Source organism: Streptomyces pristinaespiralis, from assembly GCF_001278075.1.
Taxonomy (GTDB): Bacteria; Actinomycetota; Actinomycetes; order Streptomycetales; family Streptomycetaceae; genus Streptomyces; species Streptomyces pristinaespiralis.
The window spans coordinates 4,992,130-5,016,089 of the sequence record NZ_CP011340.1 but is presented as its reverse complement, the minus strand read 5'-3'; the positions used below and the strand labels follow the sequence as shown (position 1 = coordinate 5,016,089).

General features: G+C 68.6%; 21 protein-coding genes and 1 pseudogene. 17 read left to right on the top strand and 5 right to left on the bottom strand.

Annotated elements, in window-relative coordinates:
• Positions 1–76: 76 nt before the first annotated feature.
• Positions 77–970, bottom strand: coding sequence for a hypothetical protein (locus SPRI_RS21370; RefSeq protein ID WP_005316319.1), 894 nt, complete (start codon positions 968–970; stop codon positions 77–79).
• Positions 971–1,051: 81 nt separating this feature from the next.
• On the opposite strand from SPRI_RS21370, the gene SPRI_RS21365 reads away from it, so the two are divergent.
• Together SPRI_RS21365 and SPRI_RS21360 are read left to right on the top strand one after the other, a co-directional pair.
• The gene (locus SPRI_RS21365; protein WP_005316317.1) at positions 1,052–1,834 is read left to right on the top strand and encodes an SDR family oxidoreductase; all 783 of its coding nucleotides are present in this window, start codon (positions 1,052–1,054) and stop codon (positions 1,832–1,834) included.
• Between the two features lie 325 nt (positions 1,835–2,159).
• Positions 2,160–3,743 carry a sodium:solute symporter family protein gene (locus SPRI_RS21360; protein WP_005316315.1) on the top strand — a complete coding sequence of 528 codons (1,584 nt, stop codon included), beginning with the start codon at positions 2,160–2,162 and terminating at the stop codon, positions 3,741–3,743.
• Positions 3,744–3,839: 96 nt separating this feature from the next.
• On the opposite strand, the gene SPRI_RS21355 is transcribed toward SPRI_RS21360, so the two are convergent.
• Positions 3,840–4,970, bottom strand: a complete 1,131-nt coding sequence (locus SPRI_RS21355; RefSeq protein ID WP_005316312.1) for an ADP-ribosylglycohydrolase family protein — start codon at positions 4,968–4,970, stop codon at positions 3,840–3,842.
• A 224-nt stretch (positions 4,971–5,194) separates the two neighbouring features.
• The gene (locus tag SPRI_RS21350) at positions 5,195–7,789 is read right to left on the bottom strand and encodes a bifunctional FO biosynthesis protein CofGH (RefSeq protein ID WP_005316309.1); all 2,595 of its coding nucleotides are present in this window, start codon (positions 7,787–7,789) and stop codon (positions 5,195–5,197) included.
• Between the two features lie 385 nt (positions 7,790–8,174).
• On the opposite strand from SPRI_RS21350, the gene SPRI_RS38540 reads away from it, so the two are divergent.
• The 5 genes from SPRI_RS38540 to SPRI_RS21330 all read left to right on the top strand — a co-directional run bounded on the left by SPRI_RS38540 (position 8,175) and on the right by SPRI_RS21330 (position 10,831).
• Positions 8,175–8,408 carry a hypothetical protein gene (locus tag SPRI_RS38540; protein ID WP_158685183.1) on the top strand — a complete coding sequence of 78 codons (234 nt, stop codon included), beginning with the start codon at positions 8,175–8,177 and terminating at the stop codon, positions 8,406–8,408.
• 132 nt (positions 8,409–8,540) lie between these two features.
• Entirely contained in the window at positions 8,541–9,194 is a 654-nt protein-coding gene (locus SPRI_RS21345) for a hypothetical protein (protein WP_005316307.1), read from the top strand.
• A 149-nt stretch (positions 9,195–9,343) separates the two neighbouring features.
• Positions 9,344–9,847: an Imm50 family immunity protein gene (locus SPRI_RS21340; RefSeq protein ID WP_005316305.1), complete on the top strand. Its 504-nt coding sequence runs from the start codon at positions 9,344–9,346 to the stop codon at positions 9,845–9,847.
• Positions 9,834–10,241 carry an immunity 50 family protein gene (locus SPRI_RS21335; protein ID WP_005316303.1) on the top strand — a complete coding sequence of 136 codons (408 nt, stop codon included), beginning with the start codon at positions 9,834–9,836 and terminating at the stop codon, positions 10,239–10,241. The genes SPRI_RS21340 and SPRI_RS21335 overlap by 14 nt, the downstream gene beginning before the upstream one ends.
• 116 nt (positions 10,242–10,357) lie before the next feature.
• Positions 10,358–10,831: an NUDIX hydrolase gene (locus SPRI_RS21330; protein ID WP_037774418.1), complete on the top strand. Its 474-nt coding sequence runs from the start codon at positions 10,358–10,360 to the stop codon at positions 10,829–10,831.
• Positions 10,832–11,050: 219 nt separating this feature from the next.
• Here the strand turns inward: SPRI_RS21330 and SPRI_RS21325 are convergent, their stop codons facing one another.
• Positions 11,051–11,935: an NAD(P)-dependent oxidoreductase gene (locus tag SPRI_RS21325; RefSeq protein ID WP_005316299.1), complete on the bottom strand. Its 885-nt coding sequence runs from the start codon at positions 11,933–11,935 to the stop codon at positions 11,051–11,053.
• A gap of 49 nt (positions 11,936–11,984) precedes the next feature.
• On the opposite strand from SPRI_RS21325, the gene SPRI_RS21320 reads away from it, so the two are divergent.
• The 7 genes and pseudogenes from SPRI_RS21320 to SPRI_RS39445 form a co-directional block, all read left to right on the top strand.
• Positions 11,985–12,392 (top strand): MerR family transcriptional regulator, encoded by a 408-nt coding sequence (locus SPRI_RS21320; protein ID WP_005316297.1) that lies wholly within the window; start codon positions 11,985–11,987, stop codon positions 12,390–12,392.
• 144 nt (positions 12,393–12,536) lie between these two features.
• A complete protein-coding gene (locus tag SPRI_RS21315) occupies positions 12,537–13,010 on the top strand; it encodes a carboxymuconolactone decarboxylase family protein (protein ID WP_005316295.1) in 474 nt (157 codons plus the stop codon).
• A 776-nt stretch (positions 13,011–13,786) separates the two neighbouring features.
• Positions 13,787–14,248 (top strand): SseB family protein, encoded by a 462-nt coding sequence (locus tag SPRI_RS38910; RefSeq protein ID WP_374987850.1) that lies wholly within the window; start codon positions 13,787–13,789, stop codon positions 14,246–14,248.
• Positions 14,245–14,892, top strand: coding sequence for a hypothetical protein (locus SPRI_RS21305; protein WP_005316290.1), 648 nt, complete (start codon positions 14,245–14,247; stop codon positions 14,890–14,892). The genes SPRI_RS38910 and SPRI_RS21305 overlap by 4 nt, the downstream gene beginning before the upstream one ends.
• Positions 14,892–19,556: a putative T7SS-secreted protein gene (locus SPRI_RS21300; RefSeq protein ID WP_053557183.1), complete on the top strand. Its 4,665-nt coding sequence runs from the start codon at positions 14,892–14,894 to the stop codon at positions 19,554–19,556. The genes SPRI_RS21305 and SPRI_RS21300 overlap by 1 nt, the downstream gene beginning before the upstream one ends.
• 954 nt (positions 19,557–20,510) lie before the next feature.
• Positions 20,511–20,897, top strand: coding sequence for a hypothetical protein (locus SPRI_RS38535; RefSeq protein WP_005316284.1), 387 nt, complete (start codon positions 20,511–20,513; stop codon positions 20,895–20,897).
• A gap of 158 nt (positions 20,898–21,055) precedes the next feature.
• Positions 21,056–21,232, top strand: a pseudogene (locus tag SPRI_RS39445) (carboxymuconolactone decarboxylase family protein); the annotation flags it as partial.
• A gap of 6 nt (positions 21,233–21,238) precedes the next feature.
• Here SPRI_RS39445 and SPRI_RS21295 read toward each other — a convergent pair.
• Positions 21,239–21,688, bottom strand: a complete 450-nt coding sequence (locus SPRI_RS21295) for an ATP-binding protein (RefSeq protein ID WP_005316281.1) — start codon at positions 21,686–21,688, stop codon at positions 21,239–21,241.
• A 137-nt stretch (positions 21,689–21,825) separates the two neighbouring features.
• Between SPRI_RS21295 and SPRI_RS21290 the strand changes: the two genes are divergently transcribed.
• The 3 genes from SPRI_RS21290 to SPRI_RS21280 all read left to right on the top strand — a co-directional run bounded on the left by SPRI_RS21290 (position 21,826) and on the right by SPRI_RS21280 (position 23,874).
• Positions 21,826–22,692 (top strand): helix-turn-helix domain-containing protein, encoded by an 867-nt coding sequence (locus SPRI_RS21290; RefSeq protein WP_005316279.1) that lies wholly within the window; start codon positions 21,826–21,828, stop codon positions 22,690–22,692.
• On the top strand, positions 22,689–22,886 hold the full coding sequence (locus tag SPRI_RS21285; RefSeq protein ID WP_005316277.1) for a DUF397 domain-containing protein: 198 nt from the start codon (positions 22,689–22,691) through the stop codon (positions 22,884–22,886). The genes SPRI_RS21290 and SPRI_RS21285 overlap by 4 nt, the downstream gene beginning before the upstream one ends.
• A gap of 334 nt (positions 22,887–23,220) precedes the next feature.
• A complete protein-coding gene (locus tag SPRI_RS21280) occupies positions 23,221–23,874 on the top strand; it encodes a helix-turn-helix domain-containing protein (RefSeq protein WP_005316275.1) in 654 nt (217 codons plus the stop codon).
• Positions 23,875–23,960 lie beyond the last annotated feature (86 nt).

Genomic DNA, 23,960 nt, shown 5'->3' with positions numbered 1-23,960 from the left:
CGAGCACCCTCTCGACTGGATCGCCGTCCCGGCCGAGGGGGCTCGGCCATGCCCCGGACCGCGCCCGCGACGTGCCTCAGCGCAACCGGTCGACATAGCGGTCGGTCCCGGGAACGGTCGGCACGAAGGGCGCCACCAGCTCCACCCGTCCCAGCCCCGACTCCGCGACCTCCGTGTCCAGTCCGGTGAACGTGTCCTCCCACCGGCCCCTCGGGTCCTCCTCGAGGAACCACAGCAGCGTCAGCCGGCTGTCCACGCCCTCCACCTGCTTCACATAGGTCATCCGGTCCCCCGGCAGCGGTGTGGGCCGGAAGACCGTCACCATGGCCGCGCACGAGCCCGCCAGCCGCCTCGGCAGGTGCTTCGCCCGCAGCCACCGCAGCAGTTCCGCCCGCTGCGCGGGGCCGGGGGCGTCGACGACCTCCAGCACCAGACCGGCGTACGGATGGTCCAGCGCGTGCTGGTCGCGCGGTCCCGCGGCGCCGTCGCGGTAGACGGTGGCCTCATGGTCCTGGAAGGCCGTGAAGACGTGCGTACGCCGCTGGTGGACGCGTCCGTCACGGCCCAGGCGCTTGTTGATGGCGACGGTCCATCTCATGTGGTCGTCGTAGCGGCCCTCGGTGATCCAGTACGTCGAGAGGTAGCACCCCGCCGTCACGGGCTGAGCCACGGCCGACTTCTCCGGGTAGCGCAGCAGTTGCAGGTCCCGGGTCGCCACCCAGCGCCGGCCGGCGCTGATCCAGGGCATCGCCATCGCGCCCGCGTAGTAGTGGTCGTCCTCGTACCAGCGGTTGTACGCGTACTCGTGGCCCGGATGCGGCTCGACCATCGTGATCAGGGCGTGGCCGGGGCGCACCCCGTAGGGGCCTACGGCCGCCAGCTCCGCGTACGTCTCGCTGCGTGTGTCCTCGTCCCGTACGGCCTTGCCGGGTGTGCCGTCACCGCTGCCGCCGTGCCTGTTCCCGCTCATGGCGCTCCCCTTCCTTCCTGGGCCGGGCCGACCTACTCTGACGCTCCGTCAGACAATCCGCCAGCCTCGGGAGGCACCGGGATGCTGCTTCGGGACAGATGCGTCGTCGTGTCGGGCGTCGGCGCCGGGCTCGGCCTCCAGGTCGCGGCCGCGGTCGTCGAGGAAGGCGGCAGCGCCGTACTCGGGGCGCGCACGGAGGCCAACCTCGCGAAGGCGGCCGGCGAGATCGACCCCGGCGGCACCCGTACCGCGTACTTGGCCACCGACATCACCGACGAGGCCCGGTGCGAGGCACTGGCGGCGCTCGCCATGGAGCGCTTCGGGCGGATCGACGCCGTGGTGCACGTGGCCGCCCTCGACAGTTCCTTCGGCGGCCTCCAGGACGCGGACTTCGCCACCTGGCAGCGCGTCCTGGACGTGAACCTGCTCGGCACGCTGCGCATGACGCGCGCGTGCCTGCCGGGACTGCGGGAGCGGGGAGGTTCCGTCGTCTTCATCGGCACGCAGTCGGCGCTCGCGGCGCCCTCGCAGGTGCGGCAGGCCGCGTACGCGGCGTCCAAGGGAGCGCTCACCTCCGCGATGTACTCCCTGGCCCGGGAGCTCGGCCCGGACCGTATCCGGGTGAACACCGTGCTCCCCGGCTGGATGTGGGGGCCGCCGGTGCGGGCGTACGTCCGGTTCACGGCCGACGCCGAAGGAGTGCCGGAGGGCGAGGTGCTCGGGCGGCTCACCGAGCGGACGGCCCTGCCCGATCTGGCCACGGACCGCGATGTCGCCCAGGCGGCGGTCTTCCTCGCCTCCGACCGCGCCCGGTCGATCACCGGCCAGTCGCTTCTCGTCAACGCCGGTGAGCTGATGCGGTAGTTCGGGGACCGGTACCTCACCTCTTCCTGGCCGCACGGGACCCGCATCCCGTGCGGTCTCTTCTGTCTGTCGGACTCGACGAAGTGCCCGCTCATCGTGTGGCCCGCGTCTCGTTCGCGACAACGCCCCTCAAGGTCAAGAACGAGTAAAAATCGTTCGTCTTGCTGATCCTCGTTCACACTCATGACCGTCAGAGGCCTTGACCACCGCCCGCGGAAGCCTGTTCAATCCGGGAAGTCCCCAACTCCCGCATGGGGGCGCCGCTCAACGGACGCAACGACGAAGCGCGCTCCTCGTTCACAAGGCGGACCCCCCTGGAGGGGACATGAACAGTCTCGACTGGGCCGTGCTCATCGGCTACTTCGGTGTGATGGTCGCGATCGGCGTCTGGTCCCACAAACGCGTGGACAACGTCAGCGACTTCTTCACCGCCGGCGGCAAGATGCCCTGGTGGCTGTCCGGCATCTCGCACCACATGTCGGGCTACAGCGCGGTGATGTTCACCGGCTACGCGGCCATCGCCTACACCTACGGCGTCACCTCGTACGTCACCTGGTCCTTCCCCATCGCCATCGGCATCGCGATCGGCGCCAAGCTGTTCGCACCCCGGCTCAACCGGGTGCGGTCGCGCCTGCACGTCGCCTCGCCGCTCGAATACCTCAAGAACCGCTACAACCTGCCGACGCAGCAGGCGCTCGCCTGGTCCGGCGTACTGCTGAAGATCGTCGACGTCGGCGCGAAGTGGGCGGCCATCGCCACCCTCCTCTCCGTCTTCACCGGCGTCTCCCTCAACATGGGCATCCTGATCACCGGTGCGGTCACCGCCGTCTACTGCACCGTCGGCGGCCTGTGGGCCGATGCCCTCACGGAACTCGGCCAGTTCGTCATCCAGTTCGTCGCCGGCATCGCGATGCTCGTCGCCGTCATGGCCGAGCTGGGCGGCTTCAGCAGCCTGTGGACCGTGTGGGACGAGCCCGAGCTGAAGGGCCACGCGGAGCCGCTCGCGGGCCCGTACATGATGGTGTTCCTGATCGCGTACCTGTTCATCAAGACCTTCGAGTACAACGGCGGCATGTGGAACCAGGCGCAGCGCTACATGGCCACCGACTCCGCGAAGTCCGCGCAGCGCTCGGGCGTCCTGTCCGCGGTGCTGTGGCTCGTCTGGCCGGCCGTCCTGTTCTTCCCCATGTGGGTCGCCCCGCTGCTCATCGAGACCGACGTGCCCGCCGACAGCTACGCACTGATGGCCGAACAGCTGTTGCCGCACGGCCTGCTGGGCCTGGTCATCGTCGGGTTCTTCTCCCACACCATGGCGATGTGCTCCTCCGACGCCAACGCGATCGCCGCGGTCGTCACCCGCGACATCATGCCCGCGCTGTCCCGCAAGGCCCGGGAGTGGGACACCCGCCTCGGGCTGCTCGCCGCCCGCTGGACCACGCTGCTCTTCCTCGGACTGTCGATGGCGATCGCGACGCAGGTCAACTCGCCGTTCTTCGGCGACATCATCACCGTCGTCATCAAGTGGGTCGCCGGCCTCATGGGTCCGATCGCCATCCCGCTGATGCTCGGTCTGCTTCCCTGGTTCCGCAAGAGCGGACCCACCGCCGCTCTGCTCAGCTGGGGCGTCGGGCTGCTCACCTTCTGGCTGGTCAACTACCCGATCCACTGGAACGTCGAGGGCGGTGTGCCGCTCCAGTACCAGATCTCGGTGCCGCTGGCCGTCTCGCTCGTCCTCTACATCGTGGTCGGCTGGATCAAGCCCGAGGACACCCCGGAACGCGACGCGGTCCTCGCGAAGATCAACGGCGACGACGAGGACGGCCTCGGTGCGGCCCGGCTGATCCCGTCGCCGGCCGCGGCCGGCGACGCGGACGTCAAGGTGCTCGGCCGCGAGGGCGCCGACAGCTGACGCGCGCCCCTGCGCCGGTCCCCCGGGCCGCGCGAGGGCCCGGCTCCCGAGGAGGGGAGCCGGGCCCTCGTCGTTCCTGGAGCGGGGCGGGCCCGCTCAGGTCAGCTCGGCCGCCGCCCGCGGATACCGCTGGAGCCAGCCCGGCGCGGTCACCGTGGGGCTGTGCAGTGCCGGGCCCTGGGTCATCTCCATCGCGAAGTCGTCCGCGATCTCCAGCAGCGTCGGACGGCCCTCCAGCTCGCACAGCCAGGCCGGCGGCAGCGCGGTCTCCCCGTGCATCGCGCCCAGCAGCGCCCCGCACACCGCACCGGTCACCTCGGACGGGCCGTCGTGATTGACGGCGAGACGCAGCCCGTGCCTGATGTCCTCGCCGACCAGCGCGCAGTAGACGGCGATGGCGAGGGCGTCCTCCGCCTGCCTGGCGTCGCCGAGTGAGGCGATCCGCGCCGGGCTCGGAATGCCCTGCCGTACGGCGCCGAGCGCCTGCTTGAGCGCGTCCGTGACCGGCTGGTGCCCCGGCCGGGACGCGAGCTGCGCCAGCGCCCGCTGCACCGAGCCGTCCAGCGTCTCGCCACGGGCCAGCCCGTGCACGACGACGGCGAACGCCCCTGCCGACAGGTACGCGGTCGGATGCCCGTGCGTCTGCGCCGCGCACTCGACGGCGAGCTGGCACACCAGCTGCGGCTCCCAGCCGACCAGCAGCCCGAAGGGCGCGGAGCGCACCAGAGCCCCCGCGTCACGGGCCGTCGGGTTCTTGGGGGTCTGCAGGGTGCCCATGATCGTGTCGCCGAGGCCGGTGACGGTGTCACGCGGCGGGTTGCGGCGGCTGTAGAGCCACTCCTCGCGGGCGAGCCAGCCGTTGTCCTTGCGCCGCTCGTCCGGGCCCCAGTCGCGCTGCGTGGCGGCCCATCTCAGGTACGCGCGGTGCACATCGGTGGGCGGGTGCCAGGCGCCGGTGTCGCGGCGGACCTGGGCCCGTATCAGGCCGTCGACGGTGAACAGCGTCAGCTGTGTGGCGGCCGTGACCGCGCCGCGGCGGCCGTTGACCGGTTCGAGGTCGGTCAGCCCGTCGGGGCCGTGGGCGGCGCGGATCTCCTCGACGGTGAGCCCACCGACTCCGGCGCCGAGCGCGTCGCCGATCGCCCCGCCGAGCAGCGCGCCCCGCACCCTGGCACGGAAGTCCTGCTGTTCGGCACGGCCCCACACGCCTGCGGCTGCTGCGCTCACCGCGCTCCTCCCCCGACGTCGAACGAACACTGCCCGGCCCAGCACTGTAATCGAACGGGAACAGCGGGCTCAGGGGGCGACGGCCGGTACCGGCCGGGCCCTGCGCGGGTCGCACCGGTATGTCGCGGGACGCAGGCAGCCGCGGCGTACCGCCCGAAATGCCCGCTGTCCGGGCACCGGCGCGGCGCCGCCGTACGGACCGTTCGGTGCGCCGCGGCCGGTCGTCAGTCCGGCAGCAGGGGCAGCAGCTCCGGCAGGTGCCCGTCGGACGCGCCCGCCGCCTCCTGACGCTCGGCCGGGACCTCCCCGTACAGCGTCGTCCGCGGCCTGGCCGGCCGCCCGGCGGCCTCCGCGATGGCGGTCAGGTCGCGGACGGAGCGGTACGAGCCGTAACTGGAGCCCGCCATACGGGAGATGGTCTCCTCCATCAGCGTGCCACCGAGGTCGTTGGCCCCGGAGCGGAGCATCTCCGCCGCGCCCTCGGCGCCCAGCTTCACCCAGCTGGTCTGGATGTTGGTGATGTGCGGGTGCAGGAGGATGCGGGCCATCGCCGTGACGGCGCGGTTGTCGCGGGCCGTCGGGCCCGGGCGGGCGATGCCGGCCAGGTACACGGGCGCGTTGGTGTGGATGAACGGCAGCGTCACGAACTCCGTGAAGCCGCCGGTCTCCTGCTGGATGCGGGCGAGCGTACGGAAGTGGCCGAGCCAGTGGCGCGGCTGGTCCACGTGCCCGTACATCATCGTGGAGGAGGACCGGATGCCGAGCTCGTGCGCCGTCTTCACGACCTCGATCCAGGTCGCGGTCGGCAGCTTGCCCTTGGTGAGGACCCAGCGGACCTCGTCGTCGAGGATCTCGGCGGCGGTGCCGGGGATCGAGTCGAGCCCGGCCTCCTTGGCCGCCGTCAGCCACTCGCGGATGGACATGTTGGTGCGGCTGGCCCCGTTGACGACCTCCATCGGCGAGAAGGCGTGCACATGCATGCCGGGGACGCGTTCCTTGACGGCCCGCGCGATGTCGAAGTACGCGGTGCCGGGCAGATCGGGGTGGATGCCGCCCTGCATGCACACCTCGACCGCGCCGACGTCCCACGCCTGCTGCGCCCGGTCCGCTACCTGGCTCAGCGACAGGGTGTAGGCGTCGGCGTCGGTGCGCCGCTGGGCGAAGGCGCAGAAGCGGCAGCCGGTGTAGCAGACGTTGGTGAAGTTGATGTTCCGCGTGACGATGTACGTGACGTCGTCGCCGACGACCGACCTGCGCAGCTCGTCGGCGATGCGGGTGAGGGCGTCCAGGGCCGGGCCGTCGGCGTGCAACAGTGCCAGGGCCTCGTCGTCCGTCAGCCTGGTGGGGTCGTCGGCGGCCGTGGCCAGGGCCGCCTTGACGTCGGTGTCGATGCGCTGCGGCACCATGCCGGGCGCGGCGGCCTCGCGCAGGGCGTCCCAGTCGCCGTAGACGGCGTCGAAGTCGTCACGCCGGTCGTGCGTCCGGCCGTCGGTGTCGATGGTCCGGTGCAGATCGGTGCGCCCGGTGGCGGTGAACCCCTCGTCGGGCTCCTGCCAGGGCAGCCCCGTGGGGAGGGCGTCGCTGTTCGCGAGACCGGTCTCCGGGTCGGCGAGCGCCTGTACGTGCGGCAGCAGCCGCGGGTCGAGCCACGGCTCGCCGCGCTGGACGAACTCCGGGTACACGCATAGCCGTTCACGCAGCTCGAAACCCTCGGCCGCCGACTTCTTTGCGAGCTCGTCGATCCGGGGCCAGGGCCGCTCGGGATTGACGTGGTCGGGGGTCAGCGGGGACACGCCGCCCCAGTCGTCGATCCCCGCGCGGATCAGCCGCGCGTACTCCGCGTCCACCAGGTTCGGCGGCGCCTGCAGACAGGCGGAAGGACCCACGATGTGCCGCGCGACCGCGACCGTCGCGACCAGCTCGTCCAGCTCCGCGTCCGGCATACCGCGCATGGCCGTGTCCGGCTTGGCGCGGAAGTTCTGCAGGATCAGCTCCTGGATGCCGTGGTACGCCCGGGAGACGCGGCGCAGCGCGAACAGCGACTCGGCCCGCTCCTCGTACGTCTCGCCGATACCGATCAACAGCCCGCTGGTGAAGGGGACGTTCGTCCGCCCGGCGTCCTCCAGCACGCGCAGCCTGACGGCGGGTTCCTTGTCGGGCGACCCGTAGTGGGGGCCGCCCGGCTCGCTCCACAGCCGGGTCGCCGTCGTCTCCAGCATCATCCCCATCGACGGTGCGACCGGCTTCAGCCGCTGGAAGTCGGTCCAGGACATCACCCCGGGATTGAGGTGCGGCAGCAGCCCGGTCTCCTCCAGGATCCGGATGGACATGGCCCGCACGTACGCGATCGTGTCGTCGTACCCGTGCGCGTCGAGCCACTCGCGGGCCTCGGGCCAGCGGTCCTCCGGCTTGTCGCCGAGGGTGATCAGCGCTTCCTTGCAGCCCATTTCGGCGCCGCGCCGCGCGATCTCCAGCACCTCGTCGGGCGACATGAACATCCCGTGCCCGGCGCGGCGGAGCTTGCCGGGCACGGTCGCGAAGGTGCAGTAGTGGCACTTGTCGCGGCACAGGCGGGTGAGGGGGATGAAGACGCTCTTCGAGTACGTGATGACCCCGGCGCGGCCTGCCGCCTCCAGACCGGCGTCCCGCACGCGCGAGGCGGAGGCGGTCAGGTCCTCCAGGTCCGCGCCGCGGGCCTGCAACAGCACGGCGGCCTCCGCGACATCGAGCGCCACCCCGTCCCTGGCCCGCTTCAGCGCACGCCGCATCGCGTTCTCGGTCGGCCGTGCCGGATGGGGTCCGCCCTGGTGATCGGTCATGCGTCGAGCATACGAGCGGGGTGGGGCGGGTCAGAGATGACGGCGACATGCGTCCCGTATGCAGCGTTTTGTCACCCGCTCTCCGTTGCCCGTGAAAGGCGGCACCGCGGCGTATTACTCGGCCGCCCCCACCCCCGAACTCTTCGGCCACGAAAGGCACTGGCCTGCCGCGCGGCGGGCTCCGGGGCGGGTCGGTCAAGAAGCATGCCTACCGGAGGCGGCCTGCCCGAGGACCACCTGTTGCCCGAGCACGCGACCACAGAGCTCGGGTGCCTCCGCGACAACCCCGGCGCCACGCACCAGGAAGCCCGCTTCGCGCACAACAGCTACAACTGGGCGGGAAGATACCCTTGCCCAAACGCGAGGATCTGGAAGGGGAATGGCAATGGCTTCACTCGTCCACTTTCGCAAGAATTCCGAATCGGGTGATTCGGTCGAGTATGCATTCGGCTTCGATTCGGCGGAAACGCCTCGCATCCTCATCATGGACACGAAGAGCCGTCGGTCCCGTCCGGCGGACGGCGAAGTCGACTACGCATTTCTCAAAGCATCGCGCAAAATCAACGCCATGTACGACGAGTCGGCGCAATGGCCGGACCGCGGATTGAGTGCCGGCTGACAGCGCCGAGCATACGAGCGGTGGCGGACAACCGGCCGGGGGCCGTGCCCGGTCGGCTGAGTAGCCGTGCTCATGCGGCTTGAGTCGGTCCACGGATACGGCCGTGGCAGGCCTGCTCGTAGCGTCGTCCCCGTGACCGAAGACCTCGCGCAGCCCAGCACCAGTACGTCCGCCGCCAAGTGGCTCGGCATCGCCCTGGCGACGATCGTCGGCATCCCCGTGCTGCTGGTGCTCGCCGTGCTGGTGACGTACGGCGTCCAGCGCGCCACCCCCGAGGACTACCCGAAGGCCGCCCCGCAGACCATGGCCGACCGGGCCGGCGCCCGCTCCCAGGAGGCGTACGACGTCCTCGGCTTCGACGCGACGCTGCCGGGCGGCGAGTTCAACTCCCTGTCGGCCGGTTACTGCTACCCGGACGGTCTGGAGAGCGCGGCCGACGAGTCCGTCGACGGCGCCTACGCCCTCTCCCATCAGTGGCACCTCACCGACGTGCCCGAGTCCGAGGCGCTCCCCGCGATGCGCCGTCTGCGCGACCACCTGAAGACGGAGGGCTGGGACATCGTCTCGTTCGACTCCACGCCGTCGGGCGACAACTGGACGCTGCGCACGGAACGCGACGGCGACGGTCGCCAGGTCTACGAGTGGTACGCGGACGGCGGCCGTTTCTACGGGGGCGTCCACGCGGAGTGCGCGTACGACCGGGCACAGGCCAAGGACCCGTACGCGAGCCCGGACGACGCGACAGCGGGCCTGACGGCCGCGACACTGCGACCGGTGACGCGCTGACTGTCGGTGTCCCGGCCTTCGCTGCGAGGCCGGCTCCGTCGGGGTTGACGCCGTCGCCGTCACGCGGCGGGTCCTGAAGGTCCGCGAGAATGTAGAGGGCCCACCGACTGACGACGTCAACTGCCCGGGCCGTGAGGAGCACGACCGCCATGAACCGGAGTTGGGCCGACCTCGTCCAGCCCGCGGCGCAGCTGAACGCCCTCTACACGTCAGTGCCGCCACTCGTCTCCGTCACCGTGAGGTCCATCCGCCTGGACCGCTTCGGCCCGTCCCTGACGTTGCGCATCGACCTGCCGGTCTTCCCGCAGAAACCGCCCCAGGAATGGTCCGCGGCGGGTCTCGACCGCCTGCAGTGCCAACTCCGGTTCACCGCCGTGGAGCACCTCGACCTCACGGGGTGGAACCCACCGGCCACGGCAGACGTCGGGCTCGAGGAGTGTGGTGCGCGAAGAATCCGTGTCACGGCGCATTCGCGTTCCTTCGGCCTCACCTTCGAAGCGGCCGACACCGTTCTGATCGGGCATCTCAGCGCCTTCACCGCGGGCGAAGGCGAGACGGACGCTGGGCCGCACCAGTTCGTGGCAAAGCTGGACGCCCACAGGTTCGACCGCATCCCCGGCTCGGAGGAGAGGACCTTTTATGAGCGCATCTGAATGGTTCGAACTGCTTGACGAGCCGGAGCGCATCCAGCGGCTCTTCAGCACACCGCCCAGGTTGGCCGACTGCAGACTCGATCATGTCCACATCGACGAAAGGGGCACGAGTGTGACCCTGGGATTCGAGACGGGGCGGTTTCCGGACAAGCCGCTGCCCGATGGGTGGGACTCGGACTGCAACACGTACGAATTCTCCCTCACGTGCAGGGCGATCACCGATCTGCGTGTCTCGGGTTGGGGCGGTGGCGCACGTATGACGGTGACCGTGCACGCCACGGAGGACGGGCGCATCGCGGTATCGGCCTCCGGCGGCGAGTCTGGGACCACGTTCGTCGCGGACGGGATTTCGCTGACCCGCTCGAGGGTGTACCTGGCTTCAGCGGGTCACTAGCAGCCTCGCACCTCCATGCCCGCGGGAACCGGCGGCGCTTTGACCGGACTTGTTCGGCGGCCCGGGCTGTGCACGGATGCCGGACATCGCGATACCGTCCGGTGGGAGGTACGGGGATGAGTTTGCGGCTGGCGGCGTACGCCGTGTGCGTCGAGGACGGCCGAGTGCTGCTCGCCCGTTACGTCTCGCCGGAGGGTGAATCCAACTGGACCCTTCCGGGCGGCAAGGTCGAGCACGGAGAGGATCCGTTCGACACGGTGATCCGGGAGGTTGCCGAGGAGACCGGCTGCGACGCGGTGGTCGAACGCCTGCTGGGCGTGGACTCGCGGGTGATCCCCGCCGCCGAACGCACCGTCCCCGACGGACCCGACCACCAGAACGTCGGCATCTTCTACGGGGCCCGCATCACCGGCGGCCGCCTCCGGCCCGAGCCGAACGGCGACATCGTCGAGTCGGTGTGGACCCCGATCCCGGACGTCCCACGCCTGCGCCGGTCGTCGCTGGTCGACATCGGCCTCGCCCTTGCCCAGACGCTGCCGGCGACCGGCCACGTCGCGCCCGTCCCGGTCGGCGACCTGATCCAGCACTGAGGCCGTCGCCGGATCTCGCCCGGTGACGGCGAGCCGGTCACAGGCGACTTGATCGGCCCTGATGCACTTCGTCATCTGAAAGTGCATCCGGCCCCTGCTCGGACAAGGGCCGCGATCCCGACATTCCTGCCGGGCCGAAGAAATTCTCCGCCTACGTGATCACCGGACGGTCAGCCCGGTCCGGTGAGCGCCCGACGCCGGTCCCGGTGTCGGGACCGGTCAGTCGTTGCGGGGTTTGCTGAACTCTTCGATCAGTACCGGATACTGCTCCCCACCGTGACCGGCGGCGATCGAGCGGTCGGCCATCGCCTTGAGCAGCCTGGGCAGTTCGGCGTTGACGCCCACCGCCTCGCTCTCCTCGATCAGGTGCGCCATCGCCCGCGCGTCGGTCTCCAGGGCCGACACCTCGGCCGGGAAGGAGCCGTTGTCGATCTGCTCGGCGTACCCCGGCAGCCATGTGGCCACACCGGCAGCGATCTGCTGCGCGAACGGCGCGTACGTCGCGGCGTCGACACCGGCCGTCCGAAGCATGGCGGTGCCCTGGAGCCAGGCGTTCAGGATGCTCCACATCATGGCGAGGCCCGCCACGTCGTACAGGGACGCCAGCCCGTGGTCCGCGCCGAGGTAGGTGAGGGTGCCGAGCGCGTCGAGTGTCGACCGGTGTGTTTCGAAGTCCGATCGCGACCCACTGTGCAGAATCACCGCTTCGGAGGTCCCGATCGCCGGCGGTACGGCCATGATGGCGCCGTCCAGGTAACGGGCGCCTCGCTGCTCGGCCCAGTGGGCGGTTTCACGGGCCTGGGCCGAGTCTCCCGAGGTCAGATTGACCAGCATCGTGCCGGCCAGATCGACGTCACTCGCGCCGAGCAGTTCGCGCATGGCCTCGTAGTCGGTGACGCAGATGATCGCCAGGGAACCTGCCTTCAGCGCGTCGCCGACCGTCGGCGCCAGCAGTGCGCCCTCGGCCACCAACTGGTCGGCCTTGGAGGCCGTGCGGTTCCACACGGTTGTGGGATGCCCGGCCTTCAGGAACGCACCGGCGAGTGCCTGGCCCATCCGTCCGAGTCCGACGACAGTCACGGGTTCATGCGGTTCGTTGTTCATGGCAGCATCGTCAACGTTGATACCGGTGTGAAGGTCAAGCGAGGTTTCGATGCGGATCGGGGAACTGGGTCGCCGGACGGGCGTCAACGCCCATCAGCTGCGCTACTACGAGGCCCAGGGCCTGCTGGAGGCGGACCGCGGCGCGAACGGTTATCGCGAGTACGACGAGGACGCCGTGCTGCGCGTGAAGCAGATCCGGCACCTGCTGGGTGCCGGTCTGTCCACCGAGGACATCGCGTACCTGCTGCCCTGCGCGATCGGAGAGGACCCGAAACTGCTGGGCTGCCCCGAGTTGCTGGCCGCGATGCGGTCCCGGCTGCGGCGACTGGACGATCAGATGGACAGGCTCGCCCAATCCCGCGACGCTCTTGCCGACTACATCGATGCGGCTGAGCGGATGGGCAGCGAGAGCTACCCGCCCTTCGACGGTGCCGACAGGGAGCCCGTCCCTGCCTGAGTCGGGCTTGCGGCGATCGCGGGGCAAGCACGGTGGATATGCCGTTCAGCTGGTGAGACGCGGGTCACATCAGGTCGTGTCACATCCACGCCCCGTCGTTCCGTCATGTCGGTGTAACCATCGGCAACGGCACAGGAGCTCACCATGGAAGCTCGCTTGAACCTCTTCGGCAACCCGGTCGCCCTCCAGTTCATCAAGCACCTCAACGCCGCGGGCAAGGTCGTCTCGGACTCGACGCTGCCCCACGCGACGCAGGAGTTGGTGAAGCTCCGCGCCAGCCAGATCAACGGCTGCGGCTTCTGCACCGACATGCATTCCAAGGACGCCGCGCACGCCGGGGAGACCTCGGTGCGCCTCAACCTGGTCGCGGCCTGGCGCGAGGCCACCGTGTTCACCGACGCCGAGCGTGCCGCCCTGGAGCTCACCGAGCAGGGCACCCGCATCGCCGACGCGGCCGGTGGCGTCACCGACGAGGCCTGGGCGAACGCCGCCAAGTTCTACGACGAGGAGCAACTCACCGCCCTTGTCTGCCTCATCGCCCTCATCAACACCTACAACCGCGCGAACGTGATCGTCCAGCAGCCCGCCGGCAGCTACCGGCCCGGTCAGTTCGGATGACGAGAACCACCCGGCCGGGTCCGGCCGGTGCCGCCCCGTAGGAGAAGCAGCACCCGCCCCGGGCCGCCTCGTCGCAGCCCGGGGCGGGTTTCGTCCGGGCCGGGGCCGGCACACCCTGCACGTCCCTGACGCTGGGACGACCAATCGGTCACTCTTGTTGACCGGCATTGCGGAGCGCGGCAATAACCGTCGCGACGGCCAAGGCGACTGCTGCAGGCGTCCCGTTGTGGGTTAGAGGGGCACACAGCGAAGCTGACGGCGCCGGGCGCGTGTCGTACCGCGGCCGCCGGGACACTGTCCGTCGAGCAGCTGGCGATCAACCACTCCCATGCCAAGACCCTGGCCCTCGGCGCCCAGGCCATGGCCACCCTCAAGTCCTGCCGCCGGTCGCGGCCGTCGGGTACGCGCGGACCACGCCTGTCCGCTGAGACGGACGGTGGGAGCGTCTACGCGGAGCGCACCTACATACCGACCTCGACGACGGACCCGTACGCGAGCCCGGCCCCCGCGAAGGCGGGCCCGAATCCCCTCAATCCTTCGACCGACGTCGGGACAGCGCCTCCTCGGGCTACGCCGGACCTCGAGTGCGGGCGCTCGATCAGGAGGTGGAACCTTCGACACTTCGGAGATCGTCCGCTACCGATGGGGGTGTGTCACACGTGGCGACTTGCCCGATTTTCTCGTTGCTGGCGGGAAAGGCCACGTGGCAGCATCCAGTGGTGAGTGACAACGGGGATGACATATCGGGGCCTGACCGCCTTTTGAGACTCGCTGAGTTGGCCGAACTGACCGAGCAGGCCGGGGAGTCCGGGCCAGCGGCGCCAGCTGCGCCTCTCGAGCAGCCTGTGGCGGCTGCGTCTGTGCCGGTGGTGGATGAGGTGGCGGCGGGTCGGCGTGGGTTTGCGCGTTTGCTGGGGGAGTTCCGGCGTGCGGCGGTGTTGGTGCCGTTCGATGCGCAGGGGAGTTTGTGGACGGCGGATTTCAACGGGGTGCGGTGGATCTGTGCGTTCTCCGACGAGGAGGCGCTGTCGCGGTTCGCGCATGCTCAGCAGGATGCGGGGCGTGAGTGGGAGTACCGGACGGTGCTGGGTGCGCGGTTGTTGGATGTGATGGTGCCGATGCTGCCGGGCCCGGCGGGTGTCGCGCTGGATGCGGGCAGTGACGAGGGCATGTTGTTTCCGCCGGTCGAGGGTGTGGTGCCCGAGGCGGCGGTGGTGGATCTCGGGGGGACACGGTGAGTGGGGAGCAGCCGGATCTTGCGGCGCCGCCGTCGGCTTTGGTGGAGATCGCGAGTGGTATCGATCTGGCGCATGCGGAGCTGAAGGAGCTCGGCATGATCGGGGAGGCGACGACGGGCCGGGGGTTCTCTGATCTGGCCTTGTCCGGTCTGGAGTTGGGGCATCCCGGGCTGACGTCGGAGTTCGAGACGTTCTGCAACCGGTGGGAGTGGGGGGTTCGGGCGCTCACGATGAAGGGCAATCTGGTCGCTCAGGCGTTGGGTCTGTCGGCGGGGTCGTTCGCGGAGCAGGAGCAGTACGTCAAGGACAGCATCAAGATCGGTGTGAACTCGCTGAACGGTAATCCGCATCTGTCGGAGGACGAGGTCAAGCAGATGAGCTGGGACACGATCCGTGACCAGCACGCGTGGGACAACGCGGACTGGAGCGGTGAGTCGTTCTCGCAGGCGCATGCCGAGGTGAAGCAGACGTGGGCCAACACGACGTATGACGTGATGGATGCGCAGAACGACGCGATGGAGCGGGCGGGGATCCTCGATCCGTCGGTGCGGGAGCGGTTGGACGCGCAGTTGCGTGAGGATCTTGATCCGGATCAGGCGACGGTGGATCAGGCTGAGCAGCCGCGGTGGGGGGAGAGTCGCTGATGGTGGACTGGGGCGGGCTGGTCGACAAGGGCGTCGACATCGTCGACGACGGGATCGACAAGGGCAAGGAACTGGTCGGCGAGGGTGTCGACTATGTGACCGACAAGGCCGGGCAGGGGCTGCGGCACTACGGCTACGACGGTGTGGCCGAGGCGGTCGAGGACTGGGGGGACGAGACCGCTTCGTCGCTCGGTGCGCAGGTGGGTGAGCAGCAGCTCGGCCAGAGTGAAGAGGCGAACGAGCTGATTCATGGCCGGCCGGAGAAGATCGCCGAGTCGGTGAAGAACCTGCGGGACTTCCACAAGGCGTTCGACCTGGTCGGTGGCGGGCTGAAGAAGATGGACTCGGCCCACTGGAAGGGTGAGGCGGCCAACACCTTCCGGGAGAAGTTCGAGCCGCTGCCCACGGACTGGCTGCGCGCGGCGGACGCGTGCGAGGACGCGGCCAAGGCTTTGGAGACCTACTCCAAAGCGGTCACCAGCGCGCAGGGCAAGGCGAAGGAGGCGATCGCCCTCTACAGGGAGGGTGAGAGCGACTCCAAGAAGGCGGCCGAGGCGTACAACAAGAAGGTCGAGGCCTACAACGCGGCCCGCAACGGGGACAACCCGCTGCCGGACCCGGGTGAGTTCTCCGACCCGGGCAAGGCCAAACGGGCCCGGGCGCGGGAGATCCTCGCCGACGCCCGCAAGGCCCGCAACGAAGCGGCGGAGGCTGCGAAGAGTGCGGTGACGGCGGCGATGGCACACGCGCCGAAGGAACCCACCGGCCGCGACAAACTCAAGGCCGAGTTCACCGACTACGCCCTGGGCATGGGCGTGGAATCCATGCACCTGGCCGGCGGCGTCGTCAAGGGAACAGCGGGCATCGTCAACTTCGTCCGCTCGGTCAACCCGCTCGACATGTACAACCTGACCCACCCGGCCGAGTACTGGAAAGGCGTCAACACCACGCTCGCCGGCATCGCCTCCACCGCCGCCAACCCCGACCGCGCCCTGAAGAACGCCTGGGAAGCCGCCAAGGGCGACCCGTCCGAATTCATCGGCCGCCTCATCCCCGAAATCCTCGGCACCAAAGGCGCCGGCGCCGTCAAAGGCCTGGTCACCGCCGGAACGAAGAGCGCGGTCACAACGGGTGCGAAGACCGCGGCTCGCCAAGGTGTCGAAGACGCGGCGAAGCCCTCCCGCACCCCCGACGCCGTCGAGAGCCGGGGCACGGACCCGATCGACCTTGCCACGGGCGTCATGTATCTGCCCCAGACGGACATCGTCCTGCCGGGCACACTGCCATTGATCTTCCGCCGACGGGTCGCCTCGGACTACCGCGCCGGCCGATGGTTCGGGCCGTCCTGGTCATCGACCGCCGACCAGCGCCTGGAGATCGACTCCGAGGGCGTCGTCTTCGTATGCGAGGACGGCATGCTCCTGGCCTATCCGCACCCGGCCCCCGGCGTGCCCGTCATGCCGAGCCACGGCCCGCGCTGGCCCCTGGACCGTGACGTCGATGGCGACTACACCATCACCGACCCGGACACCGGACGTACATGGCACTTCGCCCCCCGCCAGGACGATCAGGCACTCCTCACCCAGATCGACGACCGCAACGGCAACTGGATCACGTTCGAGTACGACGACGAGACCGGTGCGCCGGTCTCGATCGTCCATTGTGGCGGCTACCACCTGAAGCTCACCACCGCGGACGGGCGGGTCACGGCTCTGCATCTGGCCGGCGCCGCCACGGACGGCTCCGATCAGGAGATCCTGCGCTACGGCTACACCGACGGTCACCTCACCGACGTCACCAACTCTTCCGGCCTGCCCCTCAAATTCGCGTACGACGCCCGCGGCCGGGTCACCTCGTGGACGGACACCAACGGCAGCCGCTACGACTACGCCTACGACGAGCAGGACCGGTGCATCGCCGAATCCGGTGCCGCAGGCCACATGAGCCTGCGCCTCGACTACGGCGGCATCGACGCTGAGACCGGCTTGCGGACCACGACCACCACAACCGCTGCCGGTGCCGTGAACCGGTTCGTCATCAACGACGCGCACCAGGTCGTCAAGGAGATCGACCCGCTCGGCGCGATCACCCGCTACGAGCGGGACCGCTACAACCGCCTTCTGTCGCTGACGGACCCGCTCGGCCGGACCACACGCTTCGAATACGACGAGTCCGGACATCCCACCACGGTCGTCCGCCCCGACGGCCGCGAGGCGCAGGCCGAGTACAACACGCTGGGACTGACCGTCCGCGTCACCAACCCGGACCGTACGACGGTCCGCCATGACTATGACGAACGCGGCAACCGCACCAGCATGACCGCCCCCTCGGGGGCCGTCACCCGCTACACCTACAACCGAGCCGGGCACCTCACCGCCGTCACCGACGCGCTCGGCAACACCACCCGTGTGCGCAGCAACGCGGCGGGTCTGCCGGTCGAGATCACAGACGCGCTTGGTGCGGTAACCCGTATCGAACGCGACACCTTCGGCCGCCCCGTCACCCTTACCGACCCTCTCGGCGCAACGACCCGACTCGAGTGGACGCCGGAAGGCAAACTCGCTCGCCGCACCGAGGCGGACGGCACCCAGCAGACCTGGACATATGACGGCGAAGGCAACTGCGTCACGCACACCGATGCCCTCGGCCAGGTGTCCCGCTTCGAGTACACGCACTTCGACCTGCTCAGCGCCCGTACCGGCCCTGACGGCGTGCGCTACGAGTTCACCCACGACGACGAGCTGCGGCTCACCCAGGTCCTCAACCCGCAGGGCCTCACATGGGACTACGCCTACGATGCGGCCGGCCACCTCATATCCGAGAGCGACTTCGACAACCGCGCCCTCATGTACGAACGCGACCTGGCAGGCCGCCTCGTCACCCGCACCGACGCCCTCGGCCAGACGATCCGCTACGAGCGTGACGAGCTGGACCGCATCACCAGCAAGGACGCGGCGGGGTCGGTCACGACCTTCGCGTACGACTTCACGGACCAGCTCGCCGAAGCCGTCAACGCAGACGCAACGGTCACCTACCTCCGCGATCGGTACGGCCGCCTCGTCTCCGAGACGGTCAACGGCCGGACCATTTCCTATACGTACGACGCCCTCGGTCGCCGCACGGGACGCACCACCCCGACCGGCGCGGTCAGCACCTGGACCTACGACGCAGCCGGACGCCGCACCTCCCTGACGACCTCCGGCCGCACGATCGCCTTCGAACACGACGCCGTCGGGCAGGAGATCGCCCGCCACATCGGCGACACCGTCTCCTTCACCAATCAGTACGACCCGCTCGGCCGCCTCACCAACCAACATGTCACCACCGGCGACCGCAGCATCCAACGCCGCGACTACAGCTACCGCGCCGACGGCAACCTCGTCGCCCTCACCGACCAACTGTCCGGCACCCGCACCTTCGACCTCGACCCCGTCGGCCGCGTCACGGCCGTCCATGCCGCAGGCTGGACCGAGCGCTACGCCTACGACGAGGCCGGCAACCAGACCGAAGCGTCCTGGCCCGCGCCCCACCCCGGCCAAGAGGCCACTGGCACCCGCGAATACACCGGCACCACCATCACCCGAGCCGGCAGTATCCGCTACGAACACGACGCCCTCGGCCGTATCACCCTCCGCCAGAAGACCCGCCTCTCCCGCAAACCCGACACCTGGCGCTACGAGTGGGACACCGAAAACCGCATGCGCTCCGTCACCACCCCGGACGGGACGGTGTGGCATTACCACTACGACGCGCTCGGTCGCCGAACCGCGAAACAACGTCTCGTCGAGAACGGCACGGCGGTCGTTGAACAGACCACCTTCACTTGGGACGGCACCACCCTCTGCGAGGAAGTGGCGGAGAATGACGCCATTCCGCAGCCGGTAGCTCTCACGTGGGACCACCATGGCCTGCACCCCGTTGCCCAAACTGAACGCCTTCTGTCACGCGAGTCCCCACAGGAGGCTTTTAACGAACGCTTCTTCTCCATCGCGACGGATCTCTCCGGAACTCCGAACGCGCTCATCGATGAGTCGGGTTCGCTGGCATGGCGCGCTCGTAGCACGCTATGGGGAGCCTCCACGTGGGCTACCGCCAGCACGGCATACATACCCCTCCGGTTCCCAGGCCAGTACTTTGATCGTGAGACTGGCCTCTACTATAATTTTCATCGATATTACGTTCCCGAGACTGCAAGGTTTGCATCGCCTGATCCTCTAGGATTGGCGCCCGCACCCAACCCTGCGGCTTATGTCCACAACCCGTACTCCTGGGCGGACCCGAATGGGCTGTCACCTTGCCCGAACAATGTTGCACTTGGAATACGTAAGCATGGCCTGCGCGAGTTCGCCGAAACCAACGGGTTCACCCACTACCTGGACAACTGGACCGACTTCGAGACGGACGTGCGCGCTGCGGCACATAATCCTGACGTTCGCCTGCACATCGCCATGGACGGCTTCAAGAACGGCGAAACGCTAGCCGAGAAGCTTCTTTCCGCCTATCAGAACGGGGCGGGAGACAATTGGTTCGCCACGGAAAGAGAGATGTACCATGTAGGTAAAGCAGTGCGACTGGGGGATAGATCATGGGACAGTATCACTTTTTATGAAAACGGAAAGATCGTGGAAATTCCCGAGATGGTCTTTCCGCTACCGGGAGGATAACTTTGATGAGAATTCCCGCATGGGATCGAGAATTCCAGGTTTGGCAGTATTCGGTTAGCCATTCGGTGCTACTGCTGCGGAGTGCGGATTCTGATCGATATGGATCGCGGGTGGATGTTCTTTTCCCTGCGGTCGAGCTCATGAAGTTGCGACCCACTTACGACTCTCTACGTATCGACATTGCCACGGCGGAAGACCAGGCGAGAATCCTTGGGGAGGCTCCGCCAAGTTTCTCCCATGGCTCTCTCTTCTTGCTTAATGGAGGAGAGGGATACGTGTGGGCGGCAGATTGCCAGTGGCACGAAGACGACGGTGATTACAGAACGCCGTCCCGGTTCGGCCCGCTTCGGGGTACCGCCTGACTCCGTATGGTTCGACCCTATTGCGTGGCTAATGGCCCCATCGCGGAATGAGTTGCAGCTGACATCGCAACGTTCGGTGCCGGCACCACCATCATTCTCCCTCCAGGGTGCCGGCTCCGACCCGGCAGTCTTGGCGACTTGCCGGGGCGCGCATCCCATGCGTCCGCCCAGCGCCGCGAGCAAGCGTTCGGAAAGGATGGCGGAGACTTCGATGCGCAAGGCGCCTGACTCCCCGAGCAGCAAGTGATGTTCGAAGCACCGGTACGCGTTCGTGGATGGCCGCGTCCGCTCCAAGTTGTTCCGCGACGATGTTCGCCACTCTTTCGGAGGGCATTCGTGGCTGTAGCCCCTCGCGCCGGGTGAAGGACCGCCAGGCGACGGGGGAAACTTCCGGGACTCTGAAACGCCTGCCCGGTTCACCTACCTGGGACGGCACCACCCTCTGGCGGGTCTGCCGGTCGAACGTGCCGTGTCTCAGGGTATCGAACGCGACACCTTCGGCCGACCCGACCTTCGGCCGCCCCGTCACCCCGGGTGACGGGACGCCCTACGGCTCCGGAAACGCTCTCGAAGATAGGATCAATGGAAACCGATGACCAGTGACATTGACTGGCGCGAACTGGACCTTGAACATCGCTCTTCATGGCGCCGCATCTTTAACGAAGACTGGAAGAATGATTCTCCCGAAGCAGCCTGCCCCATTTGCTCGCATCATACCCTGCACCGCTGGTACAAGCAGGAGAGCGTCCAAGCGAAGGTCTTGAGAGGCCAATCGTTCATCGGCCATGGACGGCTTTGGGAATGGTGCAGCAAATGCCACGCTTACGAGTATTATCCGGATGGTTTCGTGCCCGCTTGGTGGAAAGAACCCTACCCGGTAGATCCCGCGTTGCTGAAATACGATCCCGGCCCCATCGACGCGGCACGAGCCAAGGCGGCAGAGCGGAGGTCGACCAATGCGGGTGATATCCCTAATTAATTAACGTAGATCTGCACGAGGGCTCGTCAGCCTAGGGACGGGCCCTTGGTGATTGCTTGGGCGGAGATTCTTCCTCTCGCCCACAGCTCCGGTGGGCTGGTGATGCGAGTTCCCCGCTTCGGGGAAAATGTCACTCGATGGGGTTGAGGTAGCCAAGCACCCGCATCGCCGACGCGGCGGGTGGCGTCACCGACGAGGCCTGGGCGAACGCCGCCAAGTTCTACGACGAGGAGCAACTCACCGCCCTTGTCTGCCTCATCGCCCTCATCAACACCTACAACCGCGCGAACGTGATCGTCCAGCAGCCCGCCGGCAGCTACCGGCCCGGCCAGTGGCCCGATTCAGCCGGGAGTGGCCGGACCCGCTGCGTCACGGACGGCGACGGTCGCCCAAACCGTCTTGCCCACGTCGCGCGGCGTGACGCCCCACGCGTCCGCCAAGGCCCCGACCAGCAGCAGGCCGCGCCCCGATTCGGCGTCGGGGGCCGCCGGCTCCGGCAGGGACGGGAGGCGTTCGGAGCGGGTGTCGGAGACCTCGATGCGCAGGGTGCCGGGCTCCGACAGCAGCAGGCGCAGCTCGAAGTCGCGGCCCGGTACCTGCCCGTGTGTCGCCGCGTTCGCCGCCAGTTCGGCGACGATGTGTCCCACCGCCTCTGACGTCTCCGTGCCGTAGTCGTAGCCCCAGTCCTCGAGCTGGTGCAGCGCCAGACGGCGGGCGAGGCGAGCACCGCGGCGGGTGGGGGTGAAGCGCTGGACGAACTCAGCCTTGCAGGTGGTCGTTTCCGTATTCACGTCCCCGAGCGTGTCCGCCCCTGCCTACCCTGACCAGGGGTTGCCGGTCGACGAGGCGCAGTTGTGCGGGTGCGCGTGCCGTTGTGTACGGGTCGTCGGGAGTGACCCGACGGCGGCAAGCGAGAGGCAGGTCGGGCATGGCGGACGCGGATCGCGACGAGCGGCCGGATCGGCCGGCCGAGGTGGACGGAACCACACACCTCTTCCGTGCGCTCGGGAAGCAGATCAAGGTGCTGCGCGAGGCCGCCGGGCTGAGCCAGAAGGAGTTGGGCGCGGCGACCCACTGCGGGGAGGCTCTGATCTCCGCGATGGAGCGCGGCGTCCGCACGCCGCAGCCCGACTTCCTGGAGCGCGCGGACGTCCTGCTGGACGCGCGGGGCGTGCTCAGGGCAGCGGTGCCGGACGTTCGGGAGGCACAGACGAAGGCGCGGACCCGGCACCCGGAGTGGTACCGGAACTACGCCAAGCTGGAGGCCGGAGCAGTAGAACTGCACGACTACAGCAATCAGGTCGTTCACGGGCTTCTGCAGACCGAGGACTACGCGCGGGCCATCTTCTCCCAACGTCGGCCGCTGCTCGATGAGGAGACCATCGCGATTCGCGTCGTCGACCGAATGGCACGGCAGCAGCTCTTCGAGCGGTGGCCGGCGCCCACGTGCAGCTTCATTGTGGAGGAAGCGGCGCTCCAGCGTCCGATTGGAGGCCGGACGGTCCATGAAGCCCAACTGCGCCAGCTCCTCCGGGTGGGACGGATGCGGACCGTGGAACTACAGGTCATGCCGACGCACCGCGAGGAACACCCCAACGTCGACGGCGTGTTCACCCTGCTCACGGCCGAGACGCGCCAGCAGGTCGCGTACACAGAGGTGCAGGGGTACCCCCGGCTGATCACTGATGCGGAGCAGGTCAGGCTCATCACCGCCCGCTATGGCATCCTTCGGTCTCAGGCCCTCAACGCGCGGGAATCCCTGGCCCTGATCGAGAAGATGCTGGGAGAGCGATGAACATCGAGCAGCAGCTCCACTGGTTCAAGAGCAGCTACAGCGGGGGTGAGGGAGGTTCCTGCGTCGAGATCGCTGACGGTCGCGGCACCGTCCACGTCCGTGATTCAAAGGATCCGGCCGGACCCCGGCTCGCCGTGCGCGCCTCCGCCTGGGCCGACTTCGTCGCGTTCACCGGGGCTGCTCCTACGCCCTGAGGAGGCCGAAGCGTACCGACGGCGGAACACGTACCTCGGATGGGGGCGATTTGTCACAGTAGGGCCGGATCGGCGATTTCCCGGACCCGGTTCTCCTGGCCCCCGACCCGCCCGCTTCAAAAGCTTTAAGAACCAGGGGAAGAACCTTCCTGACCCCACCTCACCCGCCGCTCACTCGGACGGGTGACGCACCCCAACTCAACTGGCGCATATGCCATGACGCGGTGCAAGCTCAGCCTCGACAACAGAACACGACCGCAGAAATGCGGCGGCCCCCGGCCGGGACTGGCATCCCGATCGAGGGCCTCACCAACGAGGAAGAGATCGCTTCCCCATGGCTGTAGCGCAGCTTAACGCGCCCCTGTGCGCGTCGCCGCCCGTTCCCGCGGTCGGCATCCGGCACATCAACCTGCCGCACAACGAACGCTTCGTCGTGGTCGGCAACCACCTCGCCCAGCACGATCGTCTCTCGCTGACCGCGATCGGGCTGTCGGTCCACATCCAGTCGCTCCGTACCGGGACCAGGATCTCGGTCAAGAAGCTCGCCGAGCGGTTCCCCGAGGGCGAGGACCGCATCTCGGACGCGCTCAACGAGTTGGAGCGGTACGGGTATCTGCGGCGAACGCGGGTGCGGCTGCCGTCCGGGCAGCTGATCACGACGACCGAGTCGTTCAGCAACCCGCCCGCGATGCGGGTCCGCGCGCCGGGGCAGCCCGCGCCCGTCCCCCAACGGGAAGCGCCGCCACCTTCCGTCGAGCCGCCGGTGCCGGACCCGGTCGCCGGGCCGGAGCCCGTACCCCTGCGGCAGCAGACCGGCCCACGACCCCGGCCGACGGAACTGCTGCCGCCACCGCTCCCTGCCGCGCCGCCCGGCGCCTCGCGCCCGGACCCGTTCCAGACGTGCGACGCCTGCGACCTCGCCTTCCGCGCGCCCGAGCCGGGGCTGTGCAGCGCTTGCGCGCCGGTCGCCGTCCTCGTGGCGTCGTGACTGCTGGTGACGCCCTGATGCTCGGCCGTACCATGGAAGGCGGATGTACATAATGTGGGCCGATCATCCACATGACCAACATGGAG